This is a genomic window from Bifidobacterium sp. LH_449 (assembly GCF_056356755.1).
This window is the reverse complement of sequence record NZ_JBKEUV010000003.1, coordinates 48,138-73,498: the sequence shown is the minus strand read 5'-3', so window position 1 is coordinate 73,498 and position 25,361 is coordinate 48,138. Positions and strand designations below refer to the sequence as shown.

The window sequence follows — 25,361 nt, the reverse complement described above, 5'->3', positions numbered from 1 at the left end:
TTTGACCGCAACACGCCGAAGACCGCAACCAAAAGTGTCAGCAGACAACCACACCCACCGCCCTGATGGCCTTCCTTCTGACACTATTGACCGCACACACCGGCGTGTCGCGACCAAAACCGTCAACGAAAGACAACCCCGGCCACACTGCGACCTTTCCCCTGACACTATTGACCGCAACACGCCGAAGACCGCGACCAAAAGTGTCAAGAGGATGAGAACGTCGGGATGAAGACGAAGACGGGATGAAGACGAAGACAAGGATGGGGAGAATACAAAAAAGGCGATTCCACCGGGAGGATGGAATCGCCTTGAACGTTGTGTTGAGGGCTACTGCAGCTTTTCAACCTGATTGAAGCCCAATTCGACCGGCGTATCGCGACCGAAGATGGACACCAGAACGGTGAGCTTCTGCGTGGTCGGCTCCACGTCGGAAACCACGGCAGCCATCGTTGCGAACGGGCCGTCGGTGACGGTGACCTGATCGCCGACCGCGTAGGAGACCTCGACGGTACGCTTCTTGGCTGCGGCGGGCTTGTCGCCGGCCTTCTTCAGAGCTTCGGAAGCGATCATCGGAGCCATCATGGCCACGACTTCCTTACGGCTCAACGGAGCCGGTTCCTTGGTCGGCCCGACGAAGCCGGTGACGCCTTCGGTTTCACGCACGATACGTCGGGCGTTCTCGTCCGGATACATACGAATCAGCACATAGCCGGGAACACGGACTCGGGTGATGACCTTCTTGCCCTTGTCGGTGTGCTTCTCGACCTCTTCCATCGGAACTTCGATCTGGAAGATCTTGTCTTCAAGGCCGAAGCTGGCGACACGGGATTCCACGTTGGTCTTCACGCGCTTCTCATAGCCGGAATAGGTATGCAGCACATACCACTTGCCTTCCAGCGTGCGCAGGCTCTTGGAGAATTCCGCAACGGCCTTCGCGCCGGCATCCATCGTGTCGTCTTCATCCTCGGAAGCGCCGTCTTCAACGGATTCTTCAGAAGCATCAGCATCTTCGGACGCTACGGCATCCTCGGACGCTTCGACCGCTTCGGAGGAATCGGATTCGACGTCTTCAACGGAATCCGCAATGAAATCAGCATCGGCGTCTTGAACGTCCTGCACTTCGACGTCGGTTTCTTCAACGTCCGGCAAAGCGTCGAGGTTTTCGAAATTCACTTCGTCAGTCATTCACAATCACCTTATATGTCTTTTATCAGCCGAACAGGAACAGCGTGAGCTTGCCCAGGCCGAAGTCCATGGCGGTAACCAGCAGCATCAGGAACAGCACGAAAATGAGAACGGCCAGAGACCAGAAGAACAATTCCTTACCGGTCGGGGTGACGACCTTGCGCAGTTCGTCGATAATCTGCTTGATGAACAGGCCGATGCGCACGAAGATATTCGGCTTAACGACCTTTTCCTTAGCGTTTGTCTTCGCCATCATACCCTCCGCTGGCTTTTAAAAAACAAGAACTTGGCAGGGACGGCGGGACTCGAACCCACAACCTACGGTTTTGGAGACCGTTGCGCTACCAATTGCGCCACATCCCTAGGTGAACTTTGCCCATGCTACATGGAGGCGCGGAACTTTGCAAGCCACGGCTCGAACATGCGGCAAAACCGCCAAGTGGAAATAATAGCGGCATTTTTTGCATCCGTCCAATCGAGTCATGATAGAAAATTCAAAAATGGCGGAATTCCAACAGAAATTGGCGATGCTTCTCGGCATGTCACCGAGTCGCACCGCCAATCAATACGCACAGAACAAATCGATTGTTTCGATTGTTCAATCAGCGAATGATCAGTTCCTCACTTGGCCCATGCGGCGAAGCGACGCATGCCTTCAGCGATCTGATCGTCCGCGACCGCATAGGAGAAGCGCAGATATCCGGGAGCGCCGAACGCCTCGCCCGGAACGGCCGCGACATGCGCCTCATCCAGCAGAGCCGCCGCCAGTTCGGACGACGTCGCGCACACCGTGCCGTTTTCGCCCAGCGGACGGTTCAGCAGCCCCGTCACATCGGCGAATGCGTAGAACGCTCCGGACGGGGTCGGGCAGTACACGCCTTCGATCTCGTTCAATGCGGCGACGATGGCCTTGCGGCGCGCGTCGAAGGCCTCGCGCATCTCATAGACGGCGTCCAAAGAGCCGGAGACGGCGGCCAATGCGGCGCGCTGCGAAACATTGGCGACGTTCGACGTCATATGGCCCTGCAGCTTGGATGCGGCCTTGGCGACCTCCGCCGGCGCCACCATCCAGCCGACGCGCCAGCCCGGCATCGCATACGTTTTCGCAACGCCGTTCAGCACGAGCAGCTGGTCGCGGATTTCCGGCACAACGGCGCCGATATACGAGGTCTTTGCGCCGTCATAGTTGAGATGCTCGTAGATTTCGTCGGAAATGACCCAGATATGATGCTCGATGGCCCATTCGCCGATCGCCTTCACCGTTTCCTCGGACCAGACGGCACCTGTCGGATTGTTCGGCGTCGTGATGATGATGGCCTTCGTACGCTCGGTGCGGGCGGCCTTGATGGCTTCCACATCCGGTTCGAAGGCGCGGTCGGCGCCGGCGAATACGGTGACCGGCACGCCGCCGGCCAGTTTCACGGCTTCCGGATAGCTCGTCCAATACGGCGTCGGAATGATGACTTCGTCGCCATCGTTGAGCAGCAGCTGGAACGCTTCATACACGGCCTGCTTGCCGCCGTTGGTCACCACGACCTGATCCGCGGCGACTTCATAGCCGGAGTCGCGCTTCACTTTCCGGGCGATCGCCTCGCGCAGTTCGGGCAGGCCCGGGGTCGGCGTGTAACGGTAGTTCTTCGGATCCTGGACCGCTTCGGCGGCGGCCGCCACGATCGGGGCCGGCGTCGGGAAATTCGGCTCGCCTGCGCCGAATCCGACGACATCGATGCCGGCGGCCTTCATCGCCTTCGCTTTGGAGTCGACGGCCAGCGTCGCGCTGGGAGCTACCTGCTGGATACGGGTGGAAAGAGTCTGCCATTGTGCCATAGTCATGCGCTTCATGCTAGTCCCAGGCAATCCCAACGCCAACCGCGCAGAGAGGCGCGCAGGGCATGCGCGCGAAGGAAGCGCCGACCGGGCAGGCTAGATCAGGACGAGGTTGTCGCGATGCACCACGGGATGCGCGTATTCCTCGCCGAGGAACCGCTTGAGCTGCACCGACGTACGGCCCAGCATCTGCGGGATTTCCTCGGAGTCGAAACCGGAAAGCCCTCGCGCGATATGTTCGCCGTTTTCGCCGTCGATCCATACCGGGTCGCCGGCCGAAAAGTCGCCGTGCACTTCCAGTACGCCGGCCGCAAGCAGGCTGGCCAGGCCTCCACGCACCGCTTCGGCGGCGCCGGCGTCCACGACGAGCGTGCCGCGCGGGTCGGCGGCGAAGCCGATCCACAGGCGACGCGTCGAATCCCGCTCGTTCACGGGCGCGAATACGGTGCCGACGGGGTCGCCCATCAATGCGGGCCCGGCGTTCGTCGCACGCGTCAGCACGGTCGGGATTCCGGAGATCGCCGCCACGCGCGCCGCCTCCAGTTTCGTGACCATGCCGCCTGTGCCGACGCCGGATGTGCTGCCGCCCACGGTCACGTTTTCCATCGCGTCCACGACGTTCTCCACAAAGTCGATGCGTTTCGAGCCCGGCTGCGACGGCGGCGCCGTATACAGCGCGTCCACGTCGGTGAGCAGCACCAAGGCGTCGGCGTGTACGAGATTCGCCACGAGCGCGCTGAGACGGTCGTTGTCGCCGAAACGGATTTCGCTGCTGGCCAATGCGTCGTTTTCATTGACGATCGGCACTACGCCCAAATCAAGCAGTCGCAGCAGCGTGCGCTGCGCATTGCGGTACTGCGTGGCGCGAATCGTGTCTTCGGCCGTGATCAGAATCTGCCCGACGCGCACGCCGTATCGGGAGAACGCCATCTCATATTGCGCCATCAGCAGGCCTTGTCCGACCGATGCCGTGGCCTGCTGCGTGACGACGTCGCCCGGGCGGGCGTTGAAGCCGAGCGGCCCGAAGCCCGCTGCGATCGCTCCGGAGGACACGAGCACGACGCGGCCGCCCATCAGTGAGACCTGTACCAATGCCGCGACCAATGCGTTCAGTTTGCCGACGTCAAGATGGCCGGAAGGCTGGGTGAGCGAGCTGGATCCGACTTTGACCACGACGGTGCGCGCCTGCGCGATCGCCGCGCGCACGTCGGCTTGCGACGGTGTGCCCATATGTTTTCTCCTGATATGCGCCGCAATATGCCGCCGCAGCGTGGCGGGGCGGCATATTGCGGCAGTGCTTATTGGATCATCCGTTCGGCGGTCCGCTATTCGACGATTTCGCCGGTCTCGTCGATCTCCTTGCCGCGTCCGAACAGGCTGGTTTCGTCGTGACGGTCGTCGTCGACGCTCGGATCGGCCCAGTGGCCGGCCTTGCGTTCGGCGGCCATCGCCTCGCGGACGGCCTGTCGCGCATCCATCATTTCGTGATACTGGCGACGGCGTTCCGCGTTGGTCCGCCGCTGCGTGCGGCCGGACTGCTCTTCCAGACGCAGGTCGACGCCGCGGGCGCCCAGCTGCGTGCCGTCCAGCATCTCCGCGCCGGCGGCGATGGTCGGATCCCAGTCGAATTCGACCGCGCGATCGCCGCGTCCGATGCGCACTTCGTCGCCCGGACGCGCGCCCTTGCGGCGCAGTTCGTCTTCGACGCCCAGCTTGGCAAGACGGTCGGCCAGATAGCCGACGGCTTCGTCATTGTCGAAATTCGTCTGCATGACCCAGCGTTCAGGCTTGCGGCCGGTCACTTCGAACCAGAATTCGCCATTGGCCTCTTCCTTGCGTTCGACGGTGAAGTCGGCCGTCTTGCCGCCTTGGCGGCGACGCGCCTGCGGCTGCTCCAGCAGCTTGATCAGCACACGGGCCTCGTCTTCGGCCTGTTCGCGCTTGGCGACTTCCTTGCGCATGTCGGTGACCATGGAGGCCAGCGCGAAGGTCAGTTCCTTCAGGCCTTCATGGGAGGCGGTGGAGACGATGAAGACCTTGAAGCCCATCTTTTCGAATTCCGGCTTCACGAATTGCGCCAATTCCTGCGCTTCCGGCACATCGACCTTGTTGAGGATGATGATGCGCGGACGTTCCGGGATCGGGATGGCGCCCAGCGGCAGTTCCAGCTTGGCGGCGTATTCGCCCAGCTCGCGTTCAAGCGCATGGTAATCGCTGATCGGATCGCGGTCCGGTTCCAACGTCGCGCAATCGATGACATGCGCGATGATTTCGGTGCGTTCGATATGCCGCAGGAATTCAAGGCCGAGGCCCTTGCCTTCGGATGCGCCCGGAATCAGGCCCGGCACGTCGGCGATGGTGTATCGGTTGTCGCCGGCCATGACGACGCCCAGATTCGGCACCAATGTGGTGAACGGATAATCGGCGATCTTCGGCTTGGCGGCGCTCATCGCGGCGATCAGGCTGGATTTGCCGGCAGACGGGAATCCCACCAACGCCACGTCGGCGATGGATTTCAGTTCCAGAATCACATCGCGTTCCTCGCCCGGCTCGCCGAGCAGCGCGAAGCCCGGAGCGCGGCGGGTGCGGTTCGCCAACGCGGCGTTGCCCAGGCCGCCGGCGCCGCCGGCAGCGACGACGTAACGGTCGCCTGCATGGCGCAGGTCGGCAAGCTGCTCACCAGGATGCTTCGGCTCGCCCTGCGGGCCTTTGGCTTCGAACACGACCGTGCCGACGGGCACCGGCAGAATCAGATCGTCGCCCTTGGAGCCGTCTTTCGTGTCGCCCAGGCCCATGGTGCCGTTGCCGGCCGCACGATGCGGCATGAAACGATAGTCAAGCAGGCTGTTGGCGTTGACGTCGGCGACGAAAACCACCGAACCGCCATCGCCGCCGTTGCCGCCGTTCGGGCCGGCCAGCGGCTTGTACTTCTCTCGACGGATACCGGCAGAACCGTTGCCGCCGTCACCGCCCTTGACGTGGACGGTCACTCTATCCACAAAATCACTCATGTATTTACCTTACGAGGGGGAATCGATATAAACGTGATAAAGACGTGATATAGGAAAAGCCGCGTCCCAGTAGGGGGCGCGGCTTATCAAGCGTTATAGTGCGCGTGCTCAGGCGGTGACCACGTCGACGACCTTGCGGTCACGACGGACACCGAACTTCACGTTGCCGTCGGTCAGAGCGAACAGGGTGTGATCCTTGCCCATGCCGACATTCTGGCCCGGGTGGAACTTGGTTCCACGCTGGCGAACGATGATGTTGCCGGCCACGACAGCTTCGCCGCCGAACTTCTTCACACCGAGGTATTGCGCGTTTGAATCGCGACCGTTGCGCGAGCTGGAAGCGCCCTTCTTATGTGCCATGTCTGTTCCTTTCGGTACTTGACTTCGCTACCGTTGCGATCAGGCGATAGCCGTGATCTTGACAGCGGTGAGCTGCTGGCGATGGCCCTTACGACGAGCAACGCCGGTCTTGTTCTTATACTTCATGATGTTGATCTTCGGGCCCTTGGCTTCGTCATTGACCACTTCAGCCTTGACGCTGACATTGGCCAGATCCTTGGCGCTCAGGGTGACCTTGGAACCGTCGACAACGAGGGCGACCGGGAATTCCACGGTTTCGCCCTGCTTGGCTGCGAGACGGTTGACGTAGATCACGTCACCGACCTCGACCTTTTCCTGATGGCCGCCGGCCTTCACAATAGCGTACATATCCGTTCCTTTATTAACTTGGAAAGCTTACTGCCCGGCACGTTCGAGCCTCGCGGCCAGACACCAGCAATCCAATGTACACTGACCCGCGTACAAACGCAAGTCAAGCGGCAGCGTGTCAAGTTCGACACACCGCCGCCATACCGTTTTCCTATGCTTCGTCCAGTTCGGCGTTGTTGGCGGCCACTGCCGCCGCCGCGATCTGGGCGAGTTTGGCCTTCACGTCCGGCGAGGAGCCTTGCGGCGCCTGCACGTCCGTGCCATGGCCATGCTTGTTGGTTTTGACGAACGGATCGCCGCCCTTCAGGGCATACGGATCGTCGTAATCCGCGGACACGGTCGGCTCGTCATGGAGGATGAAGCCACGCCCCTTGCAGGTCGGGCATTCTTCGGAGAACGCCTCGACCAATCCCTGGCCGATGCGCTTGCGCGTCATCTGGACCAGGCCCAGGCTGGTGACTTCCGCCACCTGATGCTTCGTGCGGTCACGCGCCAGGCATTCGACCAAGCGACGCAGCACCAAATCACGATTGGCGGGCATCACCATGTCGACGAAGTCGATCATGACCATGCCGCCGATGTCACGCAGACGCAGCTGGCGCGCGATTTCCTCGCTCGCCTCGAGATTGCATCGCGTCACCGTCTCTTCAAGACTCTTGCCCTTGCCGATGAAACGGCCGGTGTTCACGTCGATCGTCGTCATCGCTTCGGTACGGTCGATGACGATGGAGCCGCCGGAAGGCAGGTAGACCTGACGTTCCATGCCCTTGCGCAGCTGGGCGTCGATCTGCCACTTGTCGAACACGTCCTTGCCCTCATGCTCGGCCGGGTCCCACTTCTCCAGCTTCTCCTTCAGATCCGACGCCATCGTATCAAGATATTCCTCGATGCGGCCGTATACGCGGTCGCCTTCGACGATCATCTTGGTGAAGTCGTCGTTGAAGATGTCGCGCACGACGCGGATCGCGACGTCCGGCTCGCCCTGCAGCAGCTTCGGTCGCTTGCCGTGCCAGAACTCCTCGCGCTTGGCGTTGATGTGCTCCCATTGGCGCACAAGGCTTTCCAGATCCTTGACGATCGCTTCTTCGGAAGCGCCTTCGGCGGCCGTACGGATGATCACGCCCATATCCTTCGGCGCGATCTTCGAAACGATCGACTTCAGCCTGCTGCGTTCACGCTCCGACAGCTTGCGGCTTACGCCGGTCATGCCGCCGGACGGCACCAGCACCAGGAAACGGCCGGCAAGCGTGACCTGCGAGGTCAGGCGCGCCCCCTTGTGTCCGATCGGATCCTTGGTGACCTGCACCAACACCGGATCGCCCGATTTGAAGGCCAGTTCGATGCGTCGCGGCTGGCCTTCCAGCCGTGCGGCGTCCCAGTTGACTTCGCCGGCGTAAAGCACGCCGTTGCGGGCCTGTCCGATGTCGACGAACGCGGCCTCCATGCTCGGCAGCACGTTCTGCACGCGCCCCAGATACACGTTGCCGACCGTTGCGACTTCCTGGATGTCGGAAACATAATGCTCGACGAGCACATTGTCTTCGATGACGGAAATCTGCGTATGGCGTTCGCGTTCGCGCACCACCAACAGGCGTTCGACGTTTTCGCGGCGTGCGAGGAAATCCTGTTCCATCAACTGATTCTGACGGCTGCGCTCACGCCGATTGTCACGGCGACGCTGCTTCTTGGCCTCCAGTCGGGTGGAGCCTTCGACGTCGGTGATTTCGTCGATGTACTGCTGCTTGCGCGAACGGCGGACCAGCGGCTGCTCTTCCTCTTCGTTCGCCTTCGCGGCACCGCGTCGACGGCGACGGCGACGGGTGACCGTCGTCTCCTCATCGTCTTCGTCGTCGCGGACGCGGCGGCGTGTGCTTTCCTCTTCGTCGGCGGTCTCCTCGACCTGCGCGGCCTCGTCTCGGGTCACGCGGGAACGACGGCGACGGCGTGTGCGGGTCGGCTGCTCGTCGTCGGAATTCCGCCCGTCATTGGTATGCGTTTCGTCATCGATCGGCGCGTATGTGATGTCGTCGAGGATGAGGTCCTCTTCGATCTGCTCGACTTCGGCGGCGGCGCGGCGCTCCTGCGCATTCAGACGGCGGGAACGACGGGAACGCGCGGTATCGTCCAATTCGTCGACGATTTCTTCGATATCGCGGGTGATGTCGCGCGAGGCATTGCGGTTGTCGTCCGCATCACCGCGACTGTCGCGGTTCTTGCGATTGTCGCGCTCTTCGCGGGCGGAACGCTCGCTGCGATCCGAGGCGTCGGCATTGTCGCGGGAGCGACGACGCGCACGGGTGCGACGCGATGCGCGACCGGCCGTTGCGGCTCCATCATCATGCGTTTCCGATTCGTCTTCGTCATCAAGCGGCTCTTGCGTGCGAGCGCGGGACACCGGCAGCACCGGCTCCTGGAACAGCAACGACGTCATCGGGCGCGGTGCCGCGCTGCGAGGCATTTCGCGCACTTCCGGCAAAGCTTCCACGGCGTCCAATGCGCGTTCGGCGCTTTCGGCATCGTCGTGCGTCGAGGGGGCGGCGAAGCCGGCAGCGCCGCGACGGATACGAGTGCGACGGGAACGGGTCTCGTTATCGTCGACGGCCGCCTCGGCGGCGCGTAAAGACCGTTTGCGGGGCGTGCGCTCCGATTCCGCGTTGTTCGCCTCATCGGCGTCGGATGTTCTGCCCGTCGCGGCATTCGCCTTCTTCGACGGCAATACCGGCTCTTCGAACAACGGCATGGAATGGTCTTCGACCTTCAAGGCAAGGGCGGCTCCGGCTGCACCGGAGTCGCGCACCACGCGGCGGCCGCCGCGGCGGCGGCGAGGCGTGGCCGGCGCGGCATCGGACGCCGCGGCCGAATTGGATACGGTTTCAACGGTGGCGTCGGCGTTGCCGAGCCCCTCATTAGTCATCCTGGGCACAATGCTCCTTGGCAATGCGCTGCAATCGCACGGCCTTATATCTCACAACCCCATACGGCTGTCACACCACGCTCTCACCGTGGCCGCGCATCATGGCGCCCGTAGGAGGTAACTCCGTCAAAAGTCATAGCTCACGCGACGGCGGACGCCAACGCTCGCGCAAACTCATGCGAGGGGATCAACGCCATCGACTGCTCAGGTGATTTGCAGAATCACCATCCTTAAGTATTGCACATAAAATCCCCAACCGCGACCAAGGGGGTTCCGCAACGGATCAGATTGCCGTCAACGCACATGTCGGATGCCTGCAAGACGACCTTAAGACGCCTCCTCAAGCACTCTCACAACACCTCCGAAGCTCTCCCTCTGCCGAAGCGGCGCCCCGTATACACGAAAAGGGCGCGGGAACCTTACGGTCCCGCGCCCTGGGCGGTTATCGACGGCATATTCCGAAGGTCACTGCTCGACCACGATCCGAGCCGACTTGCGACGCCTGTGCGCGACACCAGATATTTCTACGATGCCGGCCTGCTGCCGTTCCGTCTGCTGTTCTATGCGGCAATATACGCGACCGTCTGGCTATGTACGGCGCGACGATTCGTGATCGACAGCGAAAAGGTCAGACTGGCCTTGATGCGCGTGGCTGTCAGCATTGCGCTGCTGTTGCTGGTCATCATTTTCAACCTTGCCGTGCAGGTGTTGGTATACACCGAACACGTCACGCCGCGGACGCAGCTGCTGCTGTACACCTACGACGCGATCTGCAGCCTGTTGGCGCTGGCGCTGATTGTGACGACGACGAAGCTGGATCGCGCCGCAGTCGACCTGGATCTGCTGCGCAAGATAGAGGCGTTGAAGGAACAGCATTATGAAACCAGTCGGGAAAGCATCGAGCTGATCAACACGAAGTTTCATGATGTACGCAAAAGCCTTGCCGATTTGCGCGCCACGGCGCATCGCATACAGCAGGTCAACGCGCAGCAGGCGACGTCGGAGCATCCTCTGGTGGCGTTGGACACACAGGCGCTTGAGCAGATGGAAAACGCGATCCACGTGTACGATTCGGTCTACCATACCGGCGATTCCGCGCTTGATACGCTGCTGACCGAGAAGAGCCTGTATTGCGGGGCCCATGATATCGCGTTCACGGCGATGGTGGACGGAACGGCATTGTCTTTTATGGACCGGTCCGATATCTACGCTTTGTTCGGCAATATTCTGGATAACGCCATTGAAGCGTCGATGCGGCTGCCCGCCGAAAACCGGCATATCGATTTGACGGTGAGGCGCGCCGAGCATCTGCTGTACATCGAGGAGCAGAATTATTACACGGGGGACATCAGACTGGTAAACGGCCTGCCGATCACATCAAAGGCGGACCATAGATTCCATGGTTTCGGCGTGCAGTCCATCATCCGTCAGGTCGCGAAATACAACGGCGAATGGTCGATCGACACCGCGCACGGCATTTTCCGCCTGTCCATCGTGCTGCCGTGCGCCGAGACGGATGACGTCTCCGTCTCGGCGCGATGAAGCGACGCATTCGACGGCGAATGATCCGGCCGACCGTCGAAGGCGAATCGACCCGGCCGATCAGCCAAGCCGATCAATCCAATACCGGCCGATCAGCCAAGCCAATCAATCAGAATGCCGGCCATCAGCGTCAGGTCGCTTCCCGGCAGCTGCTCGTCCTGCTTGTGGGCCAGCAAAGGGCTTCCCGCACCGAAATTGACGGCGGGAATGCCGAGCTGCGAGAATCGCGCGACATCCGTCCAGCCGAGCTTCGGCTTGGGCTCGAATCCGGTGCGCTCCTTCACCAATCCGGCCAGCGACTGCGCCAACGGCGCATCCATGCCGGGGCGGGCGCTCGGCGACTCGTCCTTCATCTCGATGCCGAATCCTTCGAACACGCCGCCGGTGGCGACATGCTCGCCGTTGCCCATTTCAGCGCCGGCGTCGGCGCCCATCATCAGCGCCTTCGCCTCAGGCAGCGTCTTGTCCGGCGCAAAACGGTAGTTCACATGCACGCGGCATTCGTCGGGAATCACATTCGTGCCTTTGCCGCCCGAAATCATCGTCGCGTTCAGGCCTTCCCGATAGGCGAGGCCGTCGACGTCGATCGTGCGATTCTCATACGCCACCAGACGCGACAGGATCTCGCCTGCCTTGTGGATGGCGTTCTCCCCCATCCATGCGCGGGCGGAATGCGCGGCGACGCCGTGCGCGACCACGTCGAAGCGCATCGTGCCGTTGCAGCCGCCTTCGATGCCGCAATCGGTGGGCTCGCCGATAATGGCGAAATCGCCGACGATCCAGTCGGGATGGTCCTGCACGACCTTGCGAAGGCCGTTCTTTTCCGCGACGACCTCCTCATGGTCGTAGAACACGTAGGTCAGGTCATAGCGCGGCTCGGTCAGCGTCGCGGCCAAATACAGCATCACCGCGTCGGAGCCCTTCATGTCGGTGGCGCCACGCCCCCACATCACGCGGTCGGACGGATGCGCGGCGGCGATCTCCTCGCGGATCGCGGGATCACCCGCCTCCAGCCAGCGCGGCGGGAAATTGTCGATCACCGGAACCGTGTCGAGATGTCCGCACAAGATGACGCGTTTCCCGCGATTCAGCGACGTCGACGCCACCAACGTGTCGCCATGTCGACGCACCGTCAAATGCTGCCGCTTCCTCAAAAAGCGCTCGACCAGGTCGGTCAGTGGCCCCTCTTCGTCGCTCACCGAATAGACGGCCATGATCTGTTCCATCAGATCGTTCAACGCCTGCCCCATGCCGGCCGCGGCGTCGAAGCCGATCTCCTTCATTTCCGGCTCTTTCGATGCCGCAAATGCTCCGTTGTTCTGTTCGCTCATGCGTCCCATTATCCGCTACGGGGCGTCAGGCATGTCACACGCCGCGCCATTTGGTGAGACGCGCCGCGCACTGCGGCCGCCGAATGGCGGACACTGAAATGCGGGCGCCCGTCACAAAGCGAGCGACGAAGAAGGATCCAAGGAGGACACATGCCGGGCCTGATCAGCGCATTGCAAGGCTTCTGCGTAATCGGCATCGTCATTGCTGCCGGCTATGTCGCCGCGCGTATGCGCATCGGCGGCCCCAGCGCGCAGATGGTGCTCAATCGTTTCAGCTTCTTCGTATCCAGCCCCTGCCTGATGTTCGCGATCCTTGCGAAGGAGCCGATCTTCGACATCTTCCATTCGTCGATCATCGTCGCCTTCCTTTCGGCGATGCTGGTGGGCGTCGCCTTTCTGATCCTGAATCGGCTGTTCTTCCATATGAAGGCCGCCGACGCCGCAATCGGCGCGTTGGGATCGCTGTATCTGAATTCGAATAACATCGGCCTGCCGATCGCCACCTATATTCTCGGCAACGGCGCGCTGGTGGCGCCGATTCTGGTGATGCAGCAGGCGCTGTTCACGCCGATCGGCCTGACCGTGCTGGACGTGACCACCAAAGGCAAGGTGTCTGTGAAGGAGATCCTGAAGCAGCCCCTGCATCAGCCGCTGCTGATCGGATCGCTGCTCGGCATCGTCGTTTCCGCGGTCGACGCGTCGACCGGCGTGTTCATCGTGCCGAATTTCATTTTCGACCCGATCGACATGATCGGCGATTCCGCGGTGCCGATGATTCTGATGGCGTTCGGCATGTCGCTGCATGGCACGAAGCCGCTGCAGAACGCGGGAGACAGGCCTGCGATCTTCACTGTCGCGGCATTGAAGAATATCGTGATGCCGGTTTTCGCCTTCCTGCTGGCGTATTTCGTGATGGGATTCCGCGGCGCGACCTTGTATGCCTGCGTGGTGTTGGCGGCGCTGCCGACCGGGCAGAACGTCTACAATTATGCGGCCCGATACGAGGTCGGCATGACGTTCGCACGCGACAGCATTCTGATGAGCACGATGACGTCGCCGATGTTCATCGCTTTGATCGCCGTGCTGCTGGGTTGAGACGCGGCGCACGGCGCGTCTCACGCCCGCCGCTTCGGGAGCGGGACGGGCGTGAGGCGACGGGCGCGACGCGCCCGTCGCGCCGTCAGTCGTCGGCGCGCCAATCGGTCAGGTTCAGCGAGGCGGCCACGCGATTGGACGCGAAGGCGCCGACGGCGACCAGCGCATAGCATGATGCCACGCCGCCGGCGAAGCTCAGCAATGTCGCGGGCTGGGACATCATCATGGCGAACAGCGGCAGCATCAGCAGCATCGAGCAGCCGCCCGCCACCACGACGACCGTGTTGAGCGGCGTCATCACTTCCACGAATCGCGCCCGATTCAACGTGCGCAGGTCGGTGCCTTCGAGCACGAGCATGCGGTATTCGCCGACCTGGTCGTACACGTTGCCGGCCTGCATGACGCCCGAACTGACTGCGGCGAGGACGGCGGCGAATCCCAGCGTCAGCAGGCCTCCGGTGCCGATGTCGCGCATCATCACCAGGGCGGGGTCGTCCAGAGAAGTCCCCGAGGCCGACGCGCCGCTCGCCAGATAGCCGCATACCGAGGTGACGCCTGCGATGAACACCGCGAGCGCGATGCCCGACACGTTGCGCCATGCGCGCTTGGGATTGTCGAGGATGCGGCGCATGGCGATCATGGTGGCCGCGTCCTTCGGGTGGCGCGCCTTCGTTTTGGCGCGTACTGTCACGATCCATGAGCCGATGAGGTTGACGAGGGCGAAGCAGATGAAGAAGAAGCCGAAGACCACCGCGTAGACGGCCATGTCGCCGAAGTCGGTGAACATGACGGGATTCTTGAATGCGATGATCGCGGCCGCCATGACGATGACGAAGATGACGATGCGCCATCGCGCCGGCAGCGGCTCGCTGGTACGGGCGCTGACGCCCAGCGGGGTGATGGCCACGCGGCGCAATGTGATCAGCGATGAGATGAGCGCCAGCACGGTGACGCAGACGAGCACGGCAAGCAGCGCCCATGGGCCGACCCACAGCTGTTCGAAGGTGAAACGCTGGTTTTGGAAGTTGAGCAGCATGATGGCCGGCATCAGCGCGAAGTAGCCGACGATGCCGATGATCGCGCCGGTCAGGGCCTGGCCTGCCGCATCCAATGCGGTGAGCTTGGTGACCTGCATGGTCGTCGCGCCGGCCAGTCGCAGGGCAGCGAGCCGGCTGTCGCGGCGTGCCGCGGCCAGTCGTGCAGCGGAACCTGCGAGCGCGACGAATGGCACGATGAGCAGCAGGCATGCGAATACCGCGAAGATCACGTAGGTGCCGGCGAAGGTCGCCGGGTCGTCGGGGTCGCCGATCCGCGCCGTCCATTCGTCCAGTGCGCCCGGAGCGCAGCGCCGCGTGTCGAGCATGCACCCGAGGGTGTGGTCGGGTGAGGCCCGCCAGAGGAAGCCGTGCAGTCCGCCCAATACGGTGAGGAAGATCGCGGTGGCCGAGGCGAAGGCGATGACGGCGAGCGTGGACGTGTGCCCGCCGCCGCGCATTCCGGGCCTGTGGAACAGCCGCCAGAGGGAGAAGGTGCTCATTGGTTGGCCTCGTTTCCGAAGCTGACGATCCGGCCGTCGCGCAGCAGTATGGTGCGGTCGCAGAATGCGGCGACGTTCGGATCGTGGGTGACGACGACGACCGAGGCGCCGTTCGCCCGTGACGCCTCCATGAGGATGGCCATGACGTCGCGGCCCGTGTTTTGGTCGAGCGCGCCGGTCGGCTCGTCGGCGAAGACGATGGCCGGGCGGATGGCGAGCGCGCGTGCGATGGCGACGCGTTGCATCTGTCCGCCGCTCATTTCGCCCGGACGCTGCGAGGCGAGTTGGCGCAGGCCCAGCCGTTCCAGCCAGAGCATCGCGGTGTCGGTGGCCTGCCGGTATCCGATTCCGGCCAGCATCATCGGCAATGCGATGTTTTCGATGGCCGGCAGTTCGGGCAGAAGCTGTCCGGATTGGAAGACGAATCCGAATGCGGTGCGGCGCAGCGCGGTTCGCGCCGCGTCCGGCATGGTGCTCAGGTCCGCTCCATGGAAGATGACGCTTCCCGACGTGGGGCGGATGATGCCTGCGATGGCGTGCAGGAGCGTCGATTTGCCTGAGCCGGACGGGCCCATGACGGCGACGCTTTCGCCTTTGTGCAGGATGAAGTCGACGTGGTTGAGCGCCGGCGCGTATCCTGTGGCCGGGATGACGCCGGTGACCGCGTGGGCGCCTGCCGTGCGGGCGGTTGCCGTGTAGTCCACGACCAGGTCGCGTGCGGTGAGGATTGACGGGATGCCGGTACCGGTTCGGCTGGTCTGGTTGGCTGGATTAATCTGGCCTGTCTGGCCGGCCTGGCCGGCCTGCTGCGCGGGGGCCGCCATGGCCGTGGGCTGCGCGTCTGCGCCGCCGAATGCGGGATTCACTGTTGTTGTCATGGTTTCGACGTTACCGAGGCTCCGACGATGGAACCATCGGGCAGCGGGATGAATCATGCGCATGACGCGAAAGCGGCATCATCCGTTTGGATGACGTCCTGCGGGATGGCGTACGAGACGGGAAAGGCGTGCAGGAGAATAAGCGTGCGCCGGCCGTGGACGGGATACGTCTGGCGCGTTCAGCACAGGTGCCAGCTGAGGCGATGCAGCGGGCTGGGTCCGTGTTCGGCGATGGCTGCACGGTGTGCGGCCGACCCATAGCCTTTGTTGCCTTCCCATTCGTAGACGGCGTATTCGGGCTTGTCGTGCGCCAATCGCATCATCAGATGATCTCGCGTGACCTTCGCGATGACCGCGGCCGCAGCGACGGTGGCGCAATGCTGGTCGCCCTTGACTTTGGTGACGACATGTGCGGGGACGGGAACGACGGGCGCGTCGAAAGTGTGCATGGCTTTGCTGATGTAATCGTTGGGGCCGTCCAGGATCGCGCCGACGCGGATTGGCGTATCCGTATCGTCCGCCAATTCCAACTGGCGTTCCACATCGTCGAGCGCGCGCAACGCGGCGACGCCAAGCGCATGGCTGATGCCCCATTCATCGATTTCGCTGTTGCCGGCCGCGCCGACCGCCCATGCGACGCTCCACTGTTTGAGCTCATCGACAATGGATTCACGCCGATGCTCGGTAAGCATCTTCGAATCAGCGACGCCTTGGGGCACGGCAAGCGACGGCAGATCGCGCGCCCAAATCGCGGCGGCGCCGACCATGACCGGTCCCGCAAGCGCGCCGCGGCCGACTTCATCGAATCCTACGATCAGGTCGTAGCCCTGATCTGCCAAATCGTTTTCCAATGCCAGCGTGGGCGTGACGGATACGGTCATGCGGATCTCCTTGCCGCGCGGGGCGTGCCATTGCAGGCGATTAAAGTGCTCGTGTTCACCATTGCGCATCCATATCGCGCATCCATATCGCGCGTATTCGCCGCTTCACCGCGCGCCTTGTGGATCCGGAACGTTTTCGAAGACTTCATGATGCGAGTCGAGCAGGCCGATATGGCCGACTGGCCAATATGTGGCGACCGCTACGCTGACGACATCGCCGACAGGCACCATGCCATGCGTTGATTCGTCCAGATGATATCGGGAATCGGCGGAATTCGAACGGTTGTCGCCCATGACGAAAATATGGCCGTCCTCAACGGTGGCGCTGAACGCGAAATCGCTGGGATTGACGCCTTCACGCAGATAGGCGCTTTCGTCGATGGCTTCGCCGTTGACGGTGATCGGTTGACCGGGGCCTTCGCAGGCGACGGTGTCGCCGGGAAGTCCGATAAGACGTTTGATGAGGTATTCCTCGCTGCCGGAAGTCGTTCGGTTTGCCGCAAGCCAGTTGTCGGGATCCTTGAAGACGACGATGTCGCCGCGTTTGAGATCGAATACCGCCGGCGTGAGCTTGGAACCGATTACACGATCGCTGATTTGGATGGTGTCCATCATCGATCCGGATGGGATGACGTAGAAGCCAAGCAGGAAGATGCGGATGAGCAGCATTATGAGGATTGGGATGCCGCCCCAGACCAGGAAATCACGAAAGCCGAAATCGTCGCTCCCACGCTTGCGTGCTGCGTGTGCGGGACGCTGTGACTGCTTGGGCATTTCAGGAATCGGCGCCGGATCGACGCCATGGTCGGCGACCATAACGGTATGCAGGTCTCGCTGTGCCTGAAGGCTTTCATCTGTTCCCGACGGCATCGTTCCCCCTTGCCCATTCGTTTGCTCGTCCGGCATATGCCATGAGGCTCAATCATAGCGAGGCCTCATGCAAAAACCCGGCGGCCCATAGCGGACTGCCGGGTTGTTATGCCACACTAATCGTGTTGGATACAGCTCACTTGGCGCTGTTGTCGCGACGCTCGGCGATACGAGCGGCCTTGCCGCGCAGAGCGCGCAGGTAGTACAGCTTGGCGCGACGGACGCGGCCCTTGCGGACCAGCTTGATGGAATCGATGGACGGGGAGTGCAGCGGGAAGCGGCGCTCCACACCGGTGCCGAAGCTGATCTTACGAACGACGAAGGTTTCACGGACGCCGCCGCCCTGACGGGCGATGACAACACCGGTGAAGGTCTGGATACGGGAGTTGTTGCCTTCCTTGATCTTCACGTTCACGTCGACGGTGTCGCCCGGACGGAAGGCCGGGATTTCCTCGGCCGGCTTCATGTGCTTGGCGTCAAATGCGTCAATAGCGTTTGCCATTGTATTCTCCTGTCACTGCCGCATATCAGTGCGCAATCGGGGCGTTCCCTAAAATTCGGAAATCGCCTGGTCTGTATTCCTTCGGGTTTGCCTTCGGGAAGCCTGTCAATCCGCCGAAACCAGTCCGGCTGGACCCTTAAGGAGAAATCAGCTTATGCGGCGGCCAATCTCTCGACACAGCAACCAATAATCATATACGGAATCCCTGACCAACAATCCCCAATCAAGGCGGCCTCACCGGCAACAACACCGGCATCACCACCGGCGACATCGCCAGCATCACCCCATCCTTCTGACACTTTTGACCGCACAAACCGGCGTGTCCCGACCAAAAACGTCAAGGGAAGCGGCGGGCCAGCCAGACGCCACCAACAAACCGCCCCTCCTCTGACACTTCTGACCGCGACATGCCATGAACTGCGACCAAAAGCGTCAAACTGGAACGCCATCAACTGCGTTACACCAATCAACAAACCCCGTCGCTGACACTTCTGACTGCAACACGCCGCAAACACCGGTCAAAAGTGTCAGAAAAGGACATCACCAACCGGCAAGACGCGCTCCCCCTGACACTTTTGACCGCACAAACCGGCGTGTCCCGACCAAAAACGTCAAGGGAAGCGGCGGGCCAGCCAGACGCCACCAACAAACCGCCCCTCCTCTGACACTTCTGACCGCGACATGCCATGAACTGCGACCAAAAGCGTCAAACTGGGACGCCATCAACTGCGTTACACCGACAAACCGCCCCTCCTCTGACACTTCTGATCGCAACACGCCGCAAACACCGGTCAAAAGTGTCAGGACAAGAATGTCGCCGGTATGGCAGGCTCTTATGCCGGTGCCGCCATACTCTGTACGCCGCCTTATGCCGCGCCCGCCTATGCCGCTTGCCGCACAACGGGGATGCCGGCGCGATCAAGCTTCAAGGCAAGCGGGGCACGTCCGGCGACATCGTCATATGTCACATGAATGATTTCACTGACGCCGGCACGTTTCAGCAAAGCATCGCGTCTGATCTGATCCTGCACGACCTGCGTCACATCACGACGATGCGTCATCGCCGGATCGACATATTTCTGCGCGCCGTCATATTCCAATACGACAATGCGGCCATCCGGCAACCGCCATACGAAATCAACGCGGGCTTTGTCATACTTATTATTCGGATCGACGAATTCACGCTGCAACTGCGGCACCGCAAATCCCAATTCAATGATCGCCGCACGGCACAATGATTCGCCGCCGTTCTCGCTCGCCGCATCCGCATATTGCAGCAATCGCGCAATCGGCCCATAATCATGATGCGCGTCCTCGCATGCTGCCACGATCTCATCTTTGGTCACCGTCCCGTTACGCAGAGCCGAATCGAATATCGGCAACGCCTCCTCAAACGAATACAGCAATCCGCAGTCGACCAATGTGCGGGCCGGTGAAGTCAGACGCATCTCATATGGCGTCCCGTCAATGGGACGCGCCATCGCATCATCGTCAACCGAAGGCCTATACAAACGTTTCAGCCAGCCGCGGGATCGTTTCTCATTATGCGGCGTCGCCGTTGCTATATAAACGTTTCCCGCATGATGCAATGACCACGGCTGTTCCCAGCCGAAGATCGCGGCCGCGCTGCTGGCGGCGAACACATGATCGGGACGACGGATCGCCATGCAGCGTATGACATGCGTCGTCTGCTCTATCGGATTCAATGCAATCCAATATTCCATGCGCGCGAACAGGTTCCTGTGAGGATGCAGCGCGGCCAATTCGCCGCTTTCCACGCGCCGATACACTGCGCGGCGCGCTGCATTCTCGGACGCGAAAAAGCATCGTCGCTCCCGTTCCGTAGTTTCGATCAGCGCAGTCACCTGTTCGTGCTCTTTCATATATCAATGCTGCAAGGATGACGTGCACAAGTAAAGCTGTACGGAAAATGTGGTCGAATAGACGAGACCGCGGCGTGTCGCATTTGTTTGCAGCCTGATTTTTGCTGAAATTCCAACGATTACTGCCTGAGCAGGGGCTGTGGATAACTCGATTTGACGATGATGATTGTGTGAAGGGCCCGCAAAAAACGGCAACGAATGGTGACGCCGAATGATGACGTAAAGGCAAGGGATGCCGCCATTGTCATTGTGGGCGGCGCACAGCCGATGCGGGCGACGCACCTCTGATACAGGCGCCACCAACCGGAAGCCAGTAACCGGCTGTCCATCTCTGACACTTTTGACCGCAACACGCCGCAAGCAGCGACCAGAAATGTCAGGGGAAACTGCGGACCAATCAGACGCCGCTAACAAACCGTCCCACCTCTGACACTTCTGACCGCAACACGCCGCAGACAGCGACCAAAAGTGTCAAATAGGGGCGTTGCCAACTGCACTACACCAATCAGCAAGCCCCGCCTCTGACACTTTTGACCGAGACACACCGAGAATCGCGGTCAAAAGCGTCAGCCAAAGGACATCCTGACCGGCAGGACGCCCCGCCACTGACGGTTTTGACCGCATGAACCGGCGTGTCCCGACCAAAAGCGTCAAAAGAAGGACTCCGCCAACCGGAAATCATCAACTGGACGCACGCTCCCTGACACTTTTGACCGCAACACACCGAAGATGGCGGTCAAAAGCGTCAAAGAGAGGACACCCAGTCAACGGGAACGGGGAGCTCATACAAAACCAACGCCCCGCCCCTGACGCTTTTGACCGCAACACGCCGGGGATGGTGGTCAAAAGCGTCAAAGAGAGGACACCCGGCCAACAGAAATGGGGTTCTCACACAACCGATGCCCCACCTATTGACACTTTTGACCGGGGCACACCGAGAACGGCGGTCAAAAGCGTCAGTTAGGGGACGGATCGGCCGTTCTGAGCAGTCGCACGGGCCATCGAGGTGGTGGAATCAGGTGGGCGAGGTTAGGGGACGAGATTAATGGACGGCTTTGGGGATTGAGGAGTTGGGGATTAAGGAGTTAGGGATTGGGAATTGGGGTTAGCGACGAAGCTAATGGACGGGATTGGAGATTAAGAATCGGGCATCGGGGGTTAGGGGACGAGATTAGGGATTGGGATTAGAGATTGGGATTAGAGATTGGGATTAGAGATGAGGAATTGGAGATTGGAAATTAGGGATTAGAGGTTGGGGATGGGAAGGAAAATCAGGAATTAGGCGTTGGAGATGACTGGGCGCCAGCCATGAGAATGGCGACTGCCGTGCGGATGGATCGTTCGGCTTCGTCGACGTCGTCGATGTTCACGACGGAGGATTCGATCGGGCACATGCCGGTTTTGGCGCGGTTGAGGATCATCGGCACCAATTCGCCGTACGAGGCTTCGATGCCGCGGGCCCGCAACGCCGCAAGACCGCCTTCGCTCATCGTCTGCGCATACACGGCTTTCACCCCAAGTCTGGCATACAGCAATGCCGCCGCCTTGCCGACGACGCGGTCGGCGGCGCAATACCCCCGCAACGACACACCTTGGGCGAGCCAGCCCAATAACGGCTTGACGCCGCGGCCGGAACCGGTCAGCATATCGCTGCCGGAACAGGCCACGGCGCCAAGCGTGTCGTCGGAGAACAGCCGTTCCTTCGCTTTGTTCCAATCAGTCATATCGTGTTCGATCATGCTTCACATGATGTCACACGCTTTGACGAACCGGAACCAAACCGGAACCAAACCAGATCCGAATCGGAACCGAACCAAAGCCGACCCGCAACCGAATCGGCGGCGATTCCAGCAATTCAGCCGTTCTCCAAACCGGATCAGAACTCGCGGTGTGCGCGGTAGAACTTGATCAGGCTCTGGGTGGAGGCGTCCTGGGCGGCCAGGGCTTCGTCATCCTGGGAGATGGCCGGGGTGATCTCCTTGGCCAGCTGCTTGCCCAGTTCGACGCCCCACTGATCGTAGGAATCCAGGCCCCACACGGTGCCTTCGACGAAGGTGATGTGCTCGTAGAGGGCGATCAGCTCGCCGACCGCGAACGGGGTCAGGGCCACGCCGAGGATCGAGGTGGTCGGACGGTTGCCGGTGAACACACGGGCCGGGACGATCTCCTCCGGAGTGCCTTCCGCACGCACTTCCTCGGCGGTCTTGCCGAAGGCCAGAGCCTTGGTCTGGGCCAGATAGTTGCCCAGGAACAGCTCGTGCACGTCCTGGCCGGAGTCCTTGGCCGGGTTGGCGGTGTTCACGAAGGCGATGAAATCGGCCGGGATCAGCTGGGTGCCCTGGTGGATCAGCTGGTAGAAGGCGTGCTGGCCGTTGGTGCCCGGCTCGCCCCAGAAGATCTCACCGGTTTCGGAGGTGACCGGTGTGCCGTCCCAACGCACGGACTTGCCGTTGGATTCCATGGTCAGCTGCTGCAGGTAGGCCGGGAAACGGTGCAGGTACTGGTTGTACGGCAGCACGGCGTGGGAGGCGACCTTGAAGAAGTTGCGGTACCACACGTTCAGCATGCCCATCAGCACGACGACGTTCTTCTCGAACGGCACGGTGGCGAAGTATTCGTCGATGGCGTGGAAGCCCTTGAGGAACTCCTCGAAACGATCCTTGCCGAACACGACGGCCAGGGAGGTGCCGACGGCGGAATCCACGGAGTAGCGGCCGCCGACCCAGTTCCAGAAGCCGAAGGCGTTCTCCGGGTCGATGCCGAACTCGGCGACCTTCTCCAGGTTGGTGGAGACTGCGACGAAGTGCTTGCGGATGGCGTCGGCGTTCTGCTCGTCGGAGCCGTCGACCGCGCCGGCGGCCTTCAGGGAGTCGAGCAGCCAGGTGCGGGCTTCACGGGCGTTGGTCAGGGTCTCCAGCGTGGTGAAGGTCTTGGAAACGACGATGAACAGCGTGGTCTCCGGGTCGAGGCCCTTGGTCTTCTCGGCGATGTCGTTCGGATCGATGTTGGAGACGTAGCGGGCGAAGATGCCGGCGTCGGCGTACGGCTTCAGCGCTTCGTACACCATGACGGGGCCCAGGTCGGAACCGCCGATGCCGATGTTGACCACGGTTTCGATCTTCTTGCCGGAAACGCCGGTCCATTCGCCGGAGCGGACCTTCTCGGCGAAGGCGTAGATGCGGTTCAGCACTTCATGGACGTCCTTGACGGTGTCCTGGCCGTCGACGATGAACTTGCCTTCATCCTCGGCCGGACGGCGCAGCGCGGTGTGCAGCACGGCGCGGTCTTCGGTGTTGTTGATGTGCTCGCCGGAGTACATCGCCTTGGTGCGCTCGTCCAGCTTGACGGCCTTGGCGAGGTCGGCGAACAGCTGCAGGGTTTCCGGCTTGATCAGGTTCTTGGACAGATCGAAATGCAGATCGCCGGCGTCGAAGCTCAGCGTCTCGACACGGTTCTCGTCCTCGGCGAACCATTCCTTGAGGCTGATGCCATCGGCCTGCATTTCATCGTAGTGCTTCTGCAGCGCAGCCCACTCCGGGGTCTTGGTGGCGTCAACAGGAGGATTGATGGCCATAGTAGTTAGGTCCTTTCATCATCACTTGAAGCGGCGCAATTCGCTGAAAAACAGCGTTTCGCACAGTATCTCTTCACCTCACAAGATACTCACAAAAGCCGACAGAACAACACAAAACCTGCATCAAGTCGCACGTTATCGCTCACAATGGCGCAACTCAGCCGAAGAAGCCCCGGCAAAGAAGATTTCGCCGCAGCCGTCGCAGCGGCATCCCCGCAATCATCACGTCATCACTTCGACATATGCAACGCCCGTAAAACAGGACGACGTATCAGCCGATCCGCCGCGCACACCACTACGACGAAGCAGCAGGAGAACGAGACGCCTGCGGCGAACCATGCAATCATCCAGCCGACGTATGCAACGCCCGCAGACGAAGCGGCATGCCACAGCAGCGGCGCCATCAGCGATTCCTGAACCGCCGACCACAATGGATGCATCAGCGACTGCACAATGTAGAATCCCAGAATTCCGGACGCCAGCGCCACAATCACACGACGCCGGCAATGCGCGCCCCGAGATATGACGGAACCATTCGAAACGACGCCATTCGCAACGACGCCATTCGAAACGGCAATCTGCGAGGCGGCACCGCCCAACGCCGCCGCCAGCAACGCGGCGATCGCAAGCGCGAACGACAGCACCGACGTCGACTTGAACGACAGCATGCGCGCAAACGCATAAGTCGACGAGTTCACCGCGATCAGACAGCACACGCTCATCGCCAGCAGCACAATCGCCATCGAGCACAGCCACAATCCGCGCGAACGCAACGCGGCGCCCCAGCGGAAACGCCGCAATGCGCCGCCCTGCGCACGCCTCAGCGCCATGCCGACTGCGCCGGCCAACATAAACGACGCCGCATATGTCACCGCGCTCATCCACTTACGCCAGTCCGAAAGCGCAAAGCTCATGCCGGCGACGTCCACGCCCGATGCGATCGACGTATTCAACGCATACACGACGATCAGCGACGGCACGGCCAACGCGACCGTCATGCGGGCACGCAAACGCGCCAGAATCCACGCCACGATCGGCGCGACCGCGACGAACGCGACATACAGCCAGATGAATTCCAAGCCGACCGTCAACGACGAAACCGACCCGAAGCCCGGTATCGGCACGATCCAGGAATTCACCGCAAATGTGACCAGCACGTAAAACGCCACAGTCGCCACGACGCGCATGCAGCGGATCAGCGTGGATTTCGCTGCGGTGCGCCAGTATCCCGGCGAGCGCGACCGCTCGGACATGCGCGGAATCAGGAAAAAGCCGGAAATCATGAAAAATACATGATTGCCCCACGAGCCAAGAAACATCAGCATCGACAGCAGCCACATCGCGATGGGGGACACCGCGACCGCCGCGATGGAGCCGGATTGCGTGGAGGCTTGCGGCCCCAGCAAGACGGCCTGATCGAAGGATGCCGAGAAGGTGTGGAATATGGCGATGCCGAGAATGGCAGCGAGACGCAGCATTTCGATGGACGGCATGCGACCGGCGGGCGCCGACTTGGATCGCGCGAAATCCGCGGATGCGGCGTTGGGCTGCATGCGATTTGATCGCGTCCGATCTGATCGCGAGCGATCGGCGGGCGCGCGGTCTGCCGGCGCACGGTCT

20 protein-coding genes and 1 tRNA gene are annotated in these 25,361 nt (G+C 61.5%); 2 read left to right on the top strand and 19 right to left on the bottom strand.

Features of this window, described 5'->3' with window-relative positions:
* Positions 1-330: 330 nt before the first annotated feature.
* The 9 genes from nusG to AC1AX7_RS03600 form a co-directional block, all read right to left on the bottom strand.
* A complete protein-coding gene (gene nusG, locus AC1AX7_RS03640) occupies positions 331-1,188 on the bottom strand; it encodes a transcription termination/antitermination protein NusG (RefSeq protein ID WP_476508743.1) in 858 nt (285 codons plus the stop codon).
* 25 nt (positions 1,189-1,213) lie between these two features.
* Positions 1,214-1,441, bottom strand: a complete 228-nt coding sequence (gene secE, locus AC1AX7_RS03635) for a preprotein translocase subunit SecE (protein WP_476508878.1) — start codon at positions 1,439-1,441, stop codon at positions 1,214-1,216.
* A 34-nt stretch (positions 1,442-1,475) separates the two neighbouring features.
* Positions 1,476-1,551: transfer RNA gene (locus AC1AX7_RS03630), tRNA-Trp, on the bottom strand.
* A gap of 258 nt (positions 1,552-1,809) precedes the next feature.
* A complete protein-coding gene (locus tag AC1AX7_RS03625; protein ID WP_476508877.1) occupies positions 1,810-3,015 on the bottom strand; it encodes a pyridoxal phosphate-dependent aminotransferase in 1,206 nt (401 codons plus the stop codon).
* A 96-nt stretch (positions 3,016-3,111) separates the two neighbouring features.
* Complete coding sequence (gene proB, locus AC1AX7_RS03620; protein ID WP_476508742.1) at positions 3,112-4,245, bottom strand: glutamate 5-kinase; 1,134 nt, start codon at positions 4,243-4,245, stop codon at positions 3,112-3,114.
* 95 nt (positions 4,246-4,340) lie between these two features.
* Entirely contained in the window at positions 4,341-6,026 is a 1,686-nt protein-coding gene (gene obgE, locus AC1AX7_RS03615) for a GTPase ObgE (RefSeq protein WP_476508741.1), read from the bottom strand.
* Between the two features lie 108 nt (positions 6,027-6,134).
* Positions 6,135-6,386: a 50S ribosomal protein L27 gene (gene rpmA, locus AC1AX7_RS03610; protein ID WP_476508740.1), complete on the bottom strand. Its 252-nt coding sequence runs from the start codon at positions 6,384-6,386 to the stop codon at positions 6,135-6,137.
* 39 nt (positions 6,387-6,425) lie between these two features.
* Complete coding sequence (gene rplU, locus AC1AX7_RS03605; protein WP_476508739.1) at positions 6,426-6,734, bottom strand: 50S ribosomal protein L21; 309 nt, start codon at positions 6,732-6,734, stop codon at positions 6,426-6,428.
* Positions 6,735-6,885: 151 nt separating this feature from the next.
* Positions 6,886-9,648 carry an Rne/Rng family ribonuclease gene (locus tag AC1AX7_RS03600; RefSeq protein ID WP_476508876.1) on the bottom strand — a complete coding sequence of 921 codons (2,763 nt, stop codon included), beginning with the start codon at positions 9,646-9,648 and terminating at the stop codon, positions 6,886-6,888.
* A 504-nt stretch (positions 9,649-10,152) separates the two neighbouring features.
* Between AC1AX7_RS03600 and AC1AX7_RS03595 the strand changes: the two genes are divergently transcribed.
* Positions 10,153-11,190, top strand: coding sequence for an ATP-binding protein (locus tag AC1AX7_RS03595; protein ID WP_476508738.1), 1,038 nt, complete (start codon positions 10,153-10,155; stop codon positions 11,188-11,190).
* A gap of 92 nt (positions 11,191-11,282) precedes the next feature.
* On the opposite strand, the gene dapE is transcribed toward AC1AX7_RS03595, so the two are convergent.
* Positions 11,283-12,473, bottom strand: coding sequence for a succinyl-diaminopimelate desuccinylase (dapE, locus tag AC1AX7_RS03590; RefSeq protein ID WP_476508875.1), 1,191 nt, complete (start codon positions 12,471-12,473; stop codon positions 11,283-11,285).
* 198 nt (positions 12,474-12,671) lie between these two features.
* Between dapE and AC1AX7_RS03585 the strand changes: the two genes are divergently transcribed.
* Positions 12,672-13,616, top strand: a complete 945-nt coding sequence (locus AC1AX7_RS03585) for an AEC family transporter (RefSeq protein WP_476508737.1) — start codon at positions 12,672-12,674, stop codon at positions 13,614-13,616.
* Between the two features lie 85 nt (positions 13,617-13,701).
* Here the strand turns inward: AC1AX7_RS03585 and AC1AX7_RS03580 are convergent, their stop codons facing one another.
* From AC1AX7_RS03580 to AC1AX7_RS03540, 9 genes are all read right to left on the bottom strand, one after another.
* Positions 13,702-15,153: an FtsX-like permease family protein gene (locus AC1AX7_RS03580; protein ID WP_476508736.1), complete on the bottom strand. Its 1,452-nt coding sequence runs from the start codon at positions 15,151-15,153 to the stop codon at positions 13,702-13,704.
* On the bottom strand, positions 15,150-16,031 hold the full coding sequence (locus tag AC1AX7_RS03575) for an ABC transporter ATP-binding protein (RefSeq protein ID WP_476508735.1): 882 nt from the start codon (positions 16,029-16,031) through the stop codon (positions 15,150-15,152). Before AC1AX7_RS03575 ends, AC1AX7_RS03580 begins: the two co-directional genes overlap by 4 nt.
* A 179-nt stretch (positions 16,032-16,210) precedes the next feature.
* Positions 16,211-16,912 carry a ribonuclease HII gene (locus AC1AX7_RS03570; protein WP_476508734.1) on the bottom strand — a complete coding sequence of 234 codons (702 nt, stop codon included), beginning with the start codon at positions 16,910-16,912 and terminating at the stop codon, positions 16,211-16,213.
* A gap of 105 nt (positions 16,913-17,017) precedes the next feature.
* Complete coding sequence (gene lepB / locus AC1AX7_RS03565) at positions 17,018-17,818, bottom strand: signal peptidase I (protein WP_476508733.1); 801 nt, start codon at positions 17,816-17,818, stop codon at positions 17,018-17,020.
* Between the two features lie 100 nt (positions 17,819-17,918).
* The gene (rplS, locus tag AC1AX7_RS03560) at positions 17,919-18,284 is read right to left on the bottom strand and encodes a 50S ribosomal protein L19 (protein ID WP_476508732.1); all 366 of its coding nucleotides are present in this window, start codon (positions 18,282-18,284) and stop codon (positions 17,919-17,921) included.
* A gap of 881 nt (positions 18,285-19,165) precedes the next feature.
* Positions 19,166-20,167: a CTP synthase gene (locus tag AC1AX7_RS03555; RefSeq protein WP_476508731.1), complete on the bottom strand. Its 1,002-nt coding sequence runs from the start codon at positions 20,165-20,167 to the stop codon at positions 19,166-19,168.
* A 1,271-nt stretch (positions 20,168-21,438) separates the two neighbouring features.
* Positions 21,439-21,891 carry a DUF1893 domain-containing protein gene (locus tag AC1AX7_RS03550; RefSeq protein ID WP_476508730.1) on the bottom strand — a complete coding sequence of 151 codons (453 nt, stop codon included), beginning with the start codon at positions 21,889-21,891 and terminating at the stop codon, positions 21,439-21,441.
* A gap of 152 nt (positions 21,892-22,043) precedes the next feature.
* Positions 22,044-23,741: a glucose-6-phosphate isomerase gene (gene pgi, locus AC1AX7_RS03545; RefSeq protein WP_476508729.1), complete on the bottom strand. Its 1,698-nt coding sequence runs from the start codon at positions 23,739-23,741 to the stop codon at positions 22,044-22,046.
* 230 nt (positions 23,742-23,971) lie between these two features.
* Positions 23,972-25,294, bottom strand: a complete 1,323-nt coding sequence (locus AC1AX7_RS03540; RefSeq protein WP_476508728.1) for an acyltransferase family protein — start codon at positions 25,292-25,294, stop codon at positions 23,972-23,974.
* Positions 25,295-25,361 lie beyond the last annotated feature (67 nt).

What these genes read in the sequence shown, in the direction of transcription:
- nusG (WP_476508743.1), bottom strand. Translation starts at nt 1,188, where the DNA reads ATGACTGACGAAGTGAATTTCGAAAACCTCGACGCTTTGCCGGACGTT.
- secE (WP_476508878.1), bottom strand. Translation starts at nt 1,441, where the DNA reads ATGGCGAAGACAAACGCTAAGGAAAAGGTCGTTAAGCCGAATATCTTC.
- AC1AX7_RS03625 (WP_476508877.1), bottom strand. Translation starts at nt 3,015, where the DNA reads ATGGCACAATGGCAGACTCTTTCCACCCGTATCCAGCAGGTAGCTCCC.
- proB (WP_476508742.1), bottom strand. Translation starts at nt 4,245, where the DNA reads ATGGGCACACCGTCGCAAGCCGACGTGCGCGCGGCGATCGCGCAGGCG.
- obgE (WP_476508741.1), bottom strand. Translation starts at nt 6,026, where the DNA reads ATGAGTGATTTTGTGGATAGAGTGACCGTCCACGTCAAGGGCGGTGAC.
- rpmA (WP_476508740.1), bottom strand. Translation starts at nt 6,386, where the DNA reads ATGGCACATAAGAAGGGCGCTTCCAGCTCGCGCAACGGTCGCGATTCA.
- rplU (WP_476508739.1), bottom strand. Translation starts at nt 6,734, where the DNA reads ATGTACGCTATTGTGAAGGCCGGCGGCCATCAGGAAAAGGTCGAGGTC.
- AC1AX7_RS03600 (WP_476508876.1), bottom strand. Translation starts at nt 9,648, where the DNA reads ATGACTAATGAGGGGCTCGGCAACGCCGACGCCACCGTTGAAACCGTA.
- dapE (WP_476508875.1), bottom strand. Translation starts at nt 12,473, where the DNA reads ATGAAGGAGATCGGCTTCGACGCCGCGGCCGGCATGGGGCAGGCGTTG.
- AC1AX7_RS03585 (WP_476508737.1), top strand. Translation starts at nt 12,672, where the DNA reads ATGCCGGGCCTGATCAGCGCATTGCAAGGCTTCTGCGTAATCGGCATC.
- AC1AX7_RS03580 (WP_476508736.1), bottom strand. Translation starts at nt 15,153, where the DNA reads ATGAGCACCTTCTCCCTCTGGCGGCTGTTCCACAGGCCCGGAATGCGC.
- AC1AX7_RS03575 (WP_476508735.1), bottom strand. Translation starts at nt 16,031, where the DNA reads ATGACAACAACAGTGAATCCCGCATTCGGCGGCGCAGACGCGCAGCCC.
- AC1AX7_RS03570 (WP_476508734.1), bottom strand. Translation starts at nt 16,912, where the DNA reads ATGACCGTATCCGTCACGCCCACGCTGGCATTGGAAAACGATTTGGCA.
- lepB (WP_476508733.1), bottom strand. Translation starts at nt 17,818, where the DNA reads ATGCCGGACGAGCAAACGAATGGGCAAGGGGGAACGATGCCGTCGGGA.
- rplS (WP_476508732.1), bottom strand. Translation starts at nt 18,284, where the DNA reads ATGGCAAACGCTATTGACGCATTTGACGCCAAGCACATGAAGCCGGCC.
- AC1AX7_RS03555 (WP_476508731.1), bottom strand. Translation starts at nt 20,167, where the DNA reads ATGAAAGAGCACGAACAGGTGACTGCGCTGATCGAAACTACGGAACGG.
- AC1AX7_RS03550 (WP_476508730.1), bottom strand. Translation starts at nt 21,891, where the DNA reads ATGACTGATTGGAACAAAGCGAAGGAACGGCTGTTCTCCGACGACACG.
- pgi (WP_476508729.1), bottom strand. Translation starts at nt 23,741, where the DNA reads ATGGCCATCAATCCTCCTGTTGACGCCACCAAGACCCCGGAGTGGGCT.
- AC1AX7_RS03540 (WP_476508728.1), bottom strand. Translation starts at nt 25,294, where the DNA reads ATGCAGCCCAACGCCGCATCCGCGGATTTCGCGCGATCCAAGTCGGCG.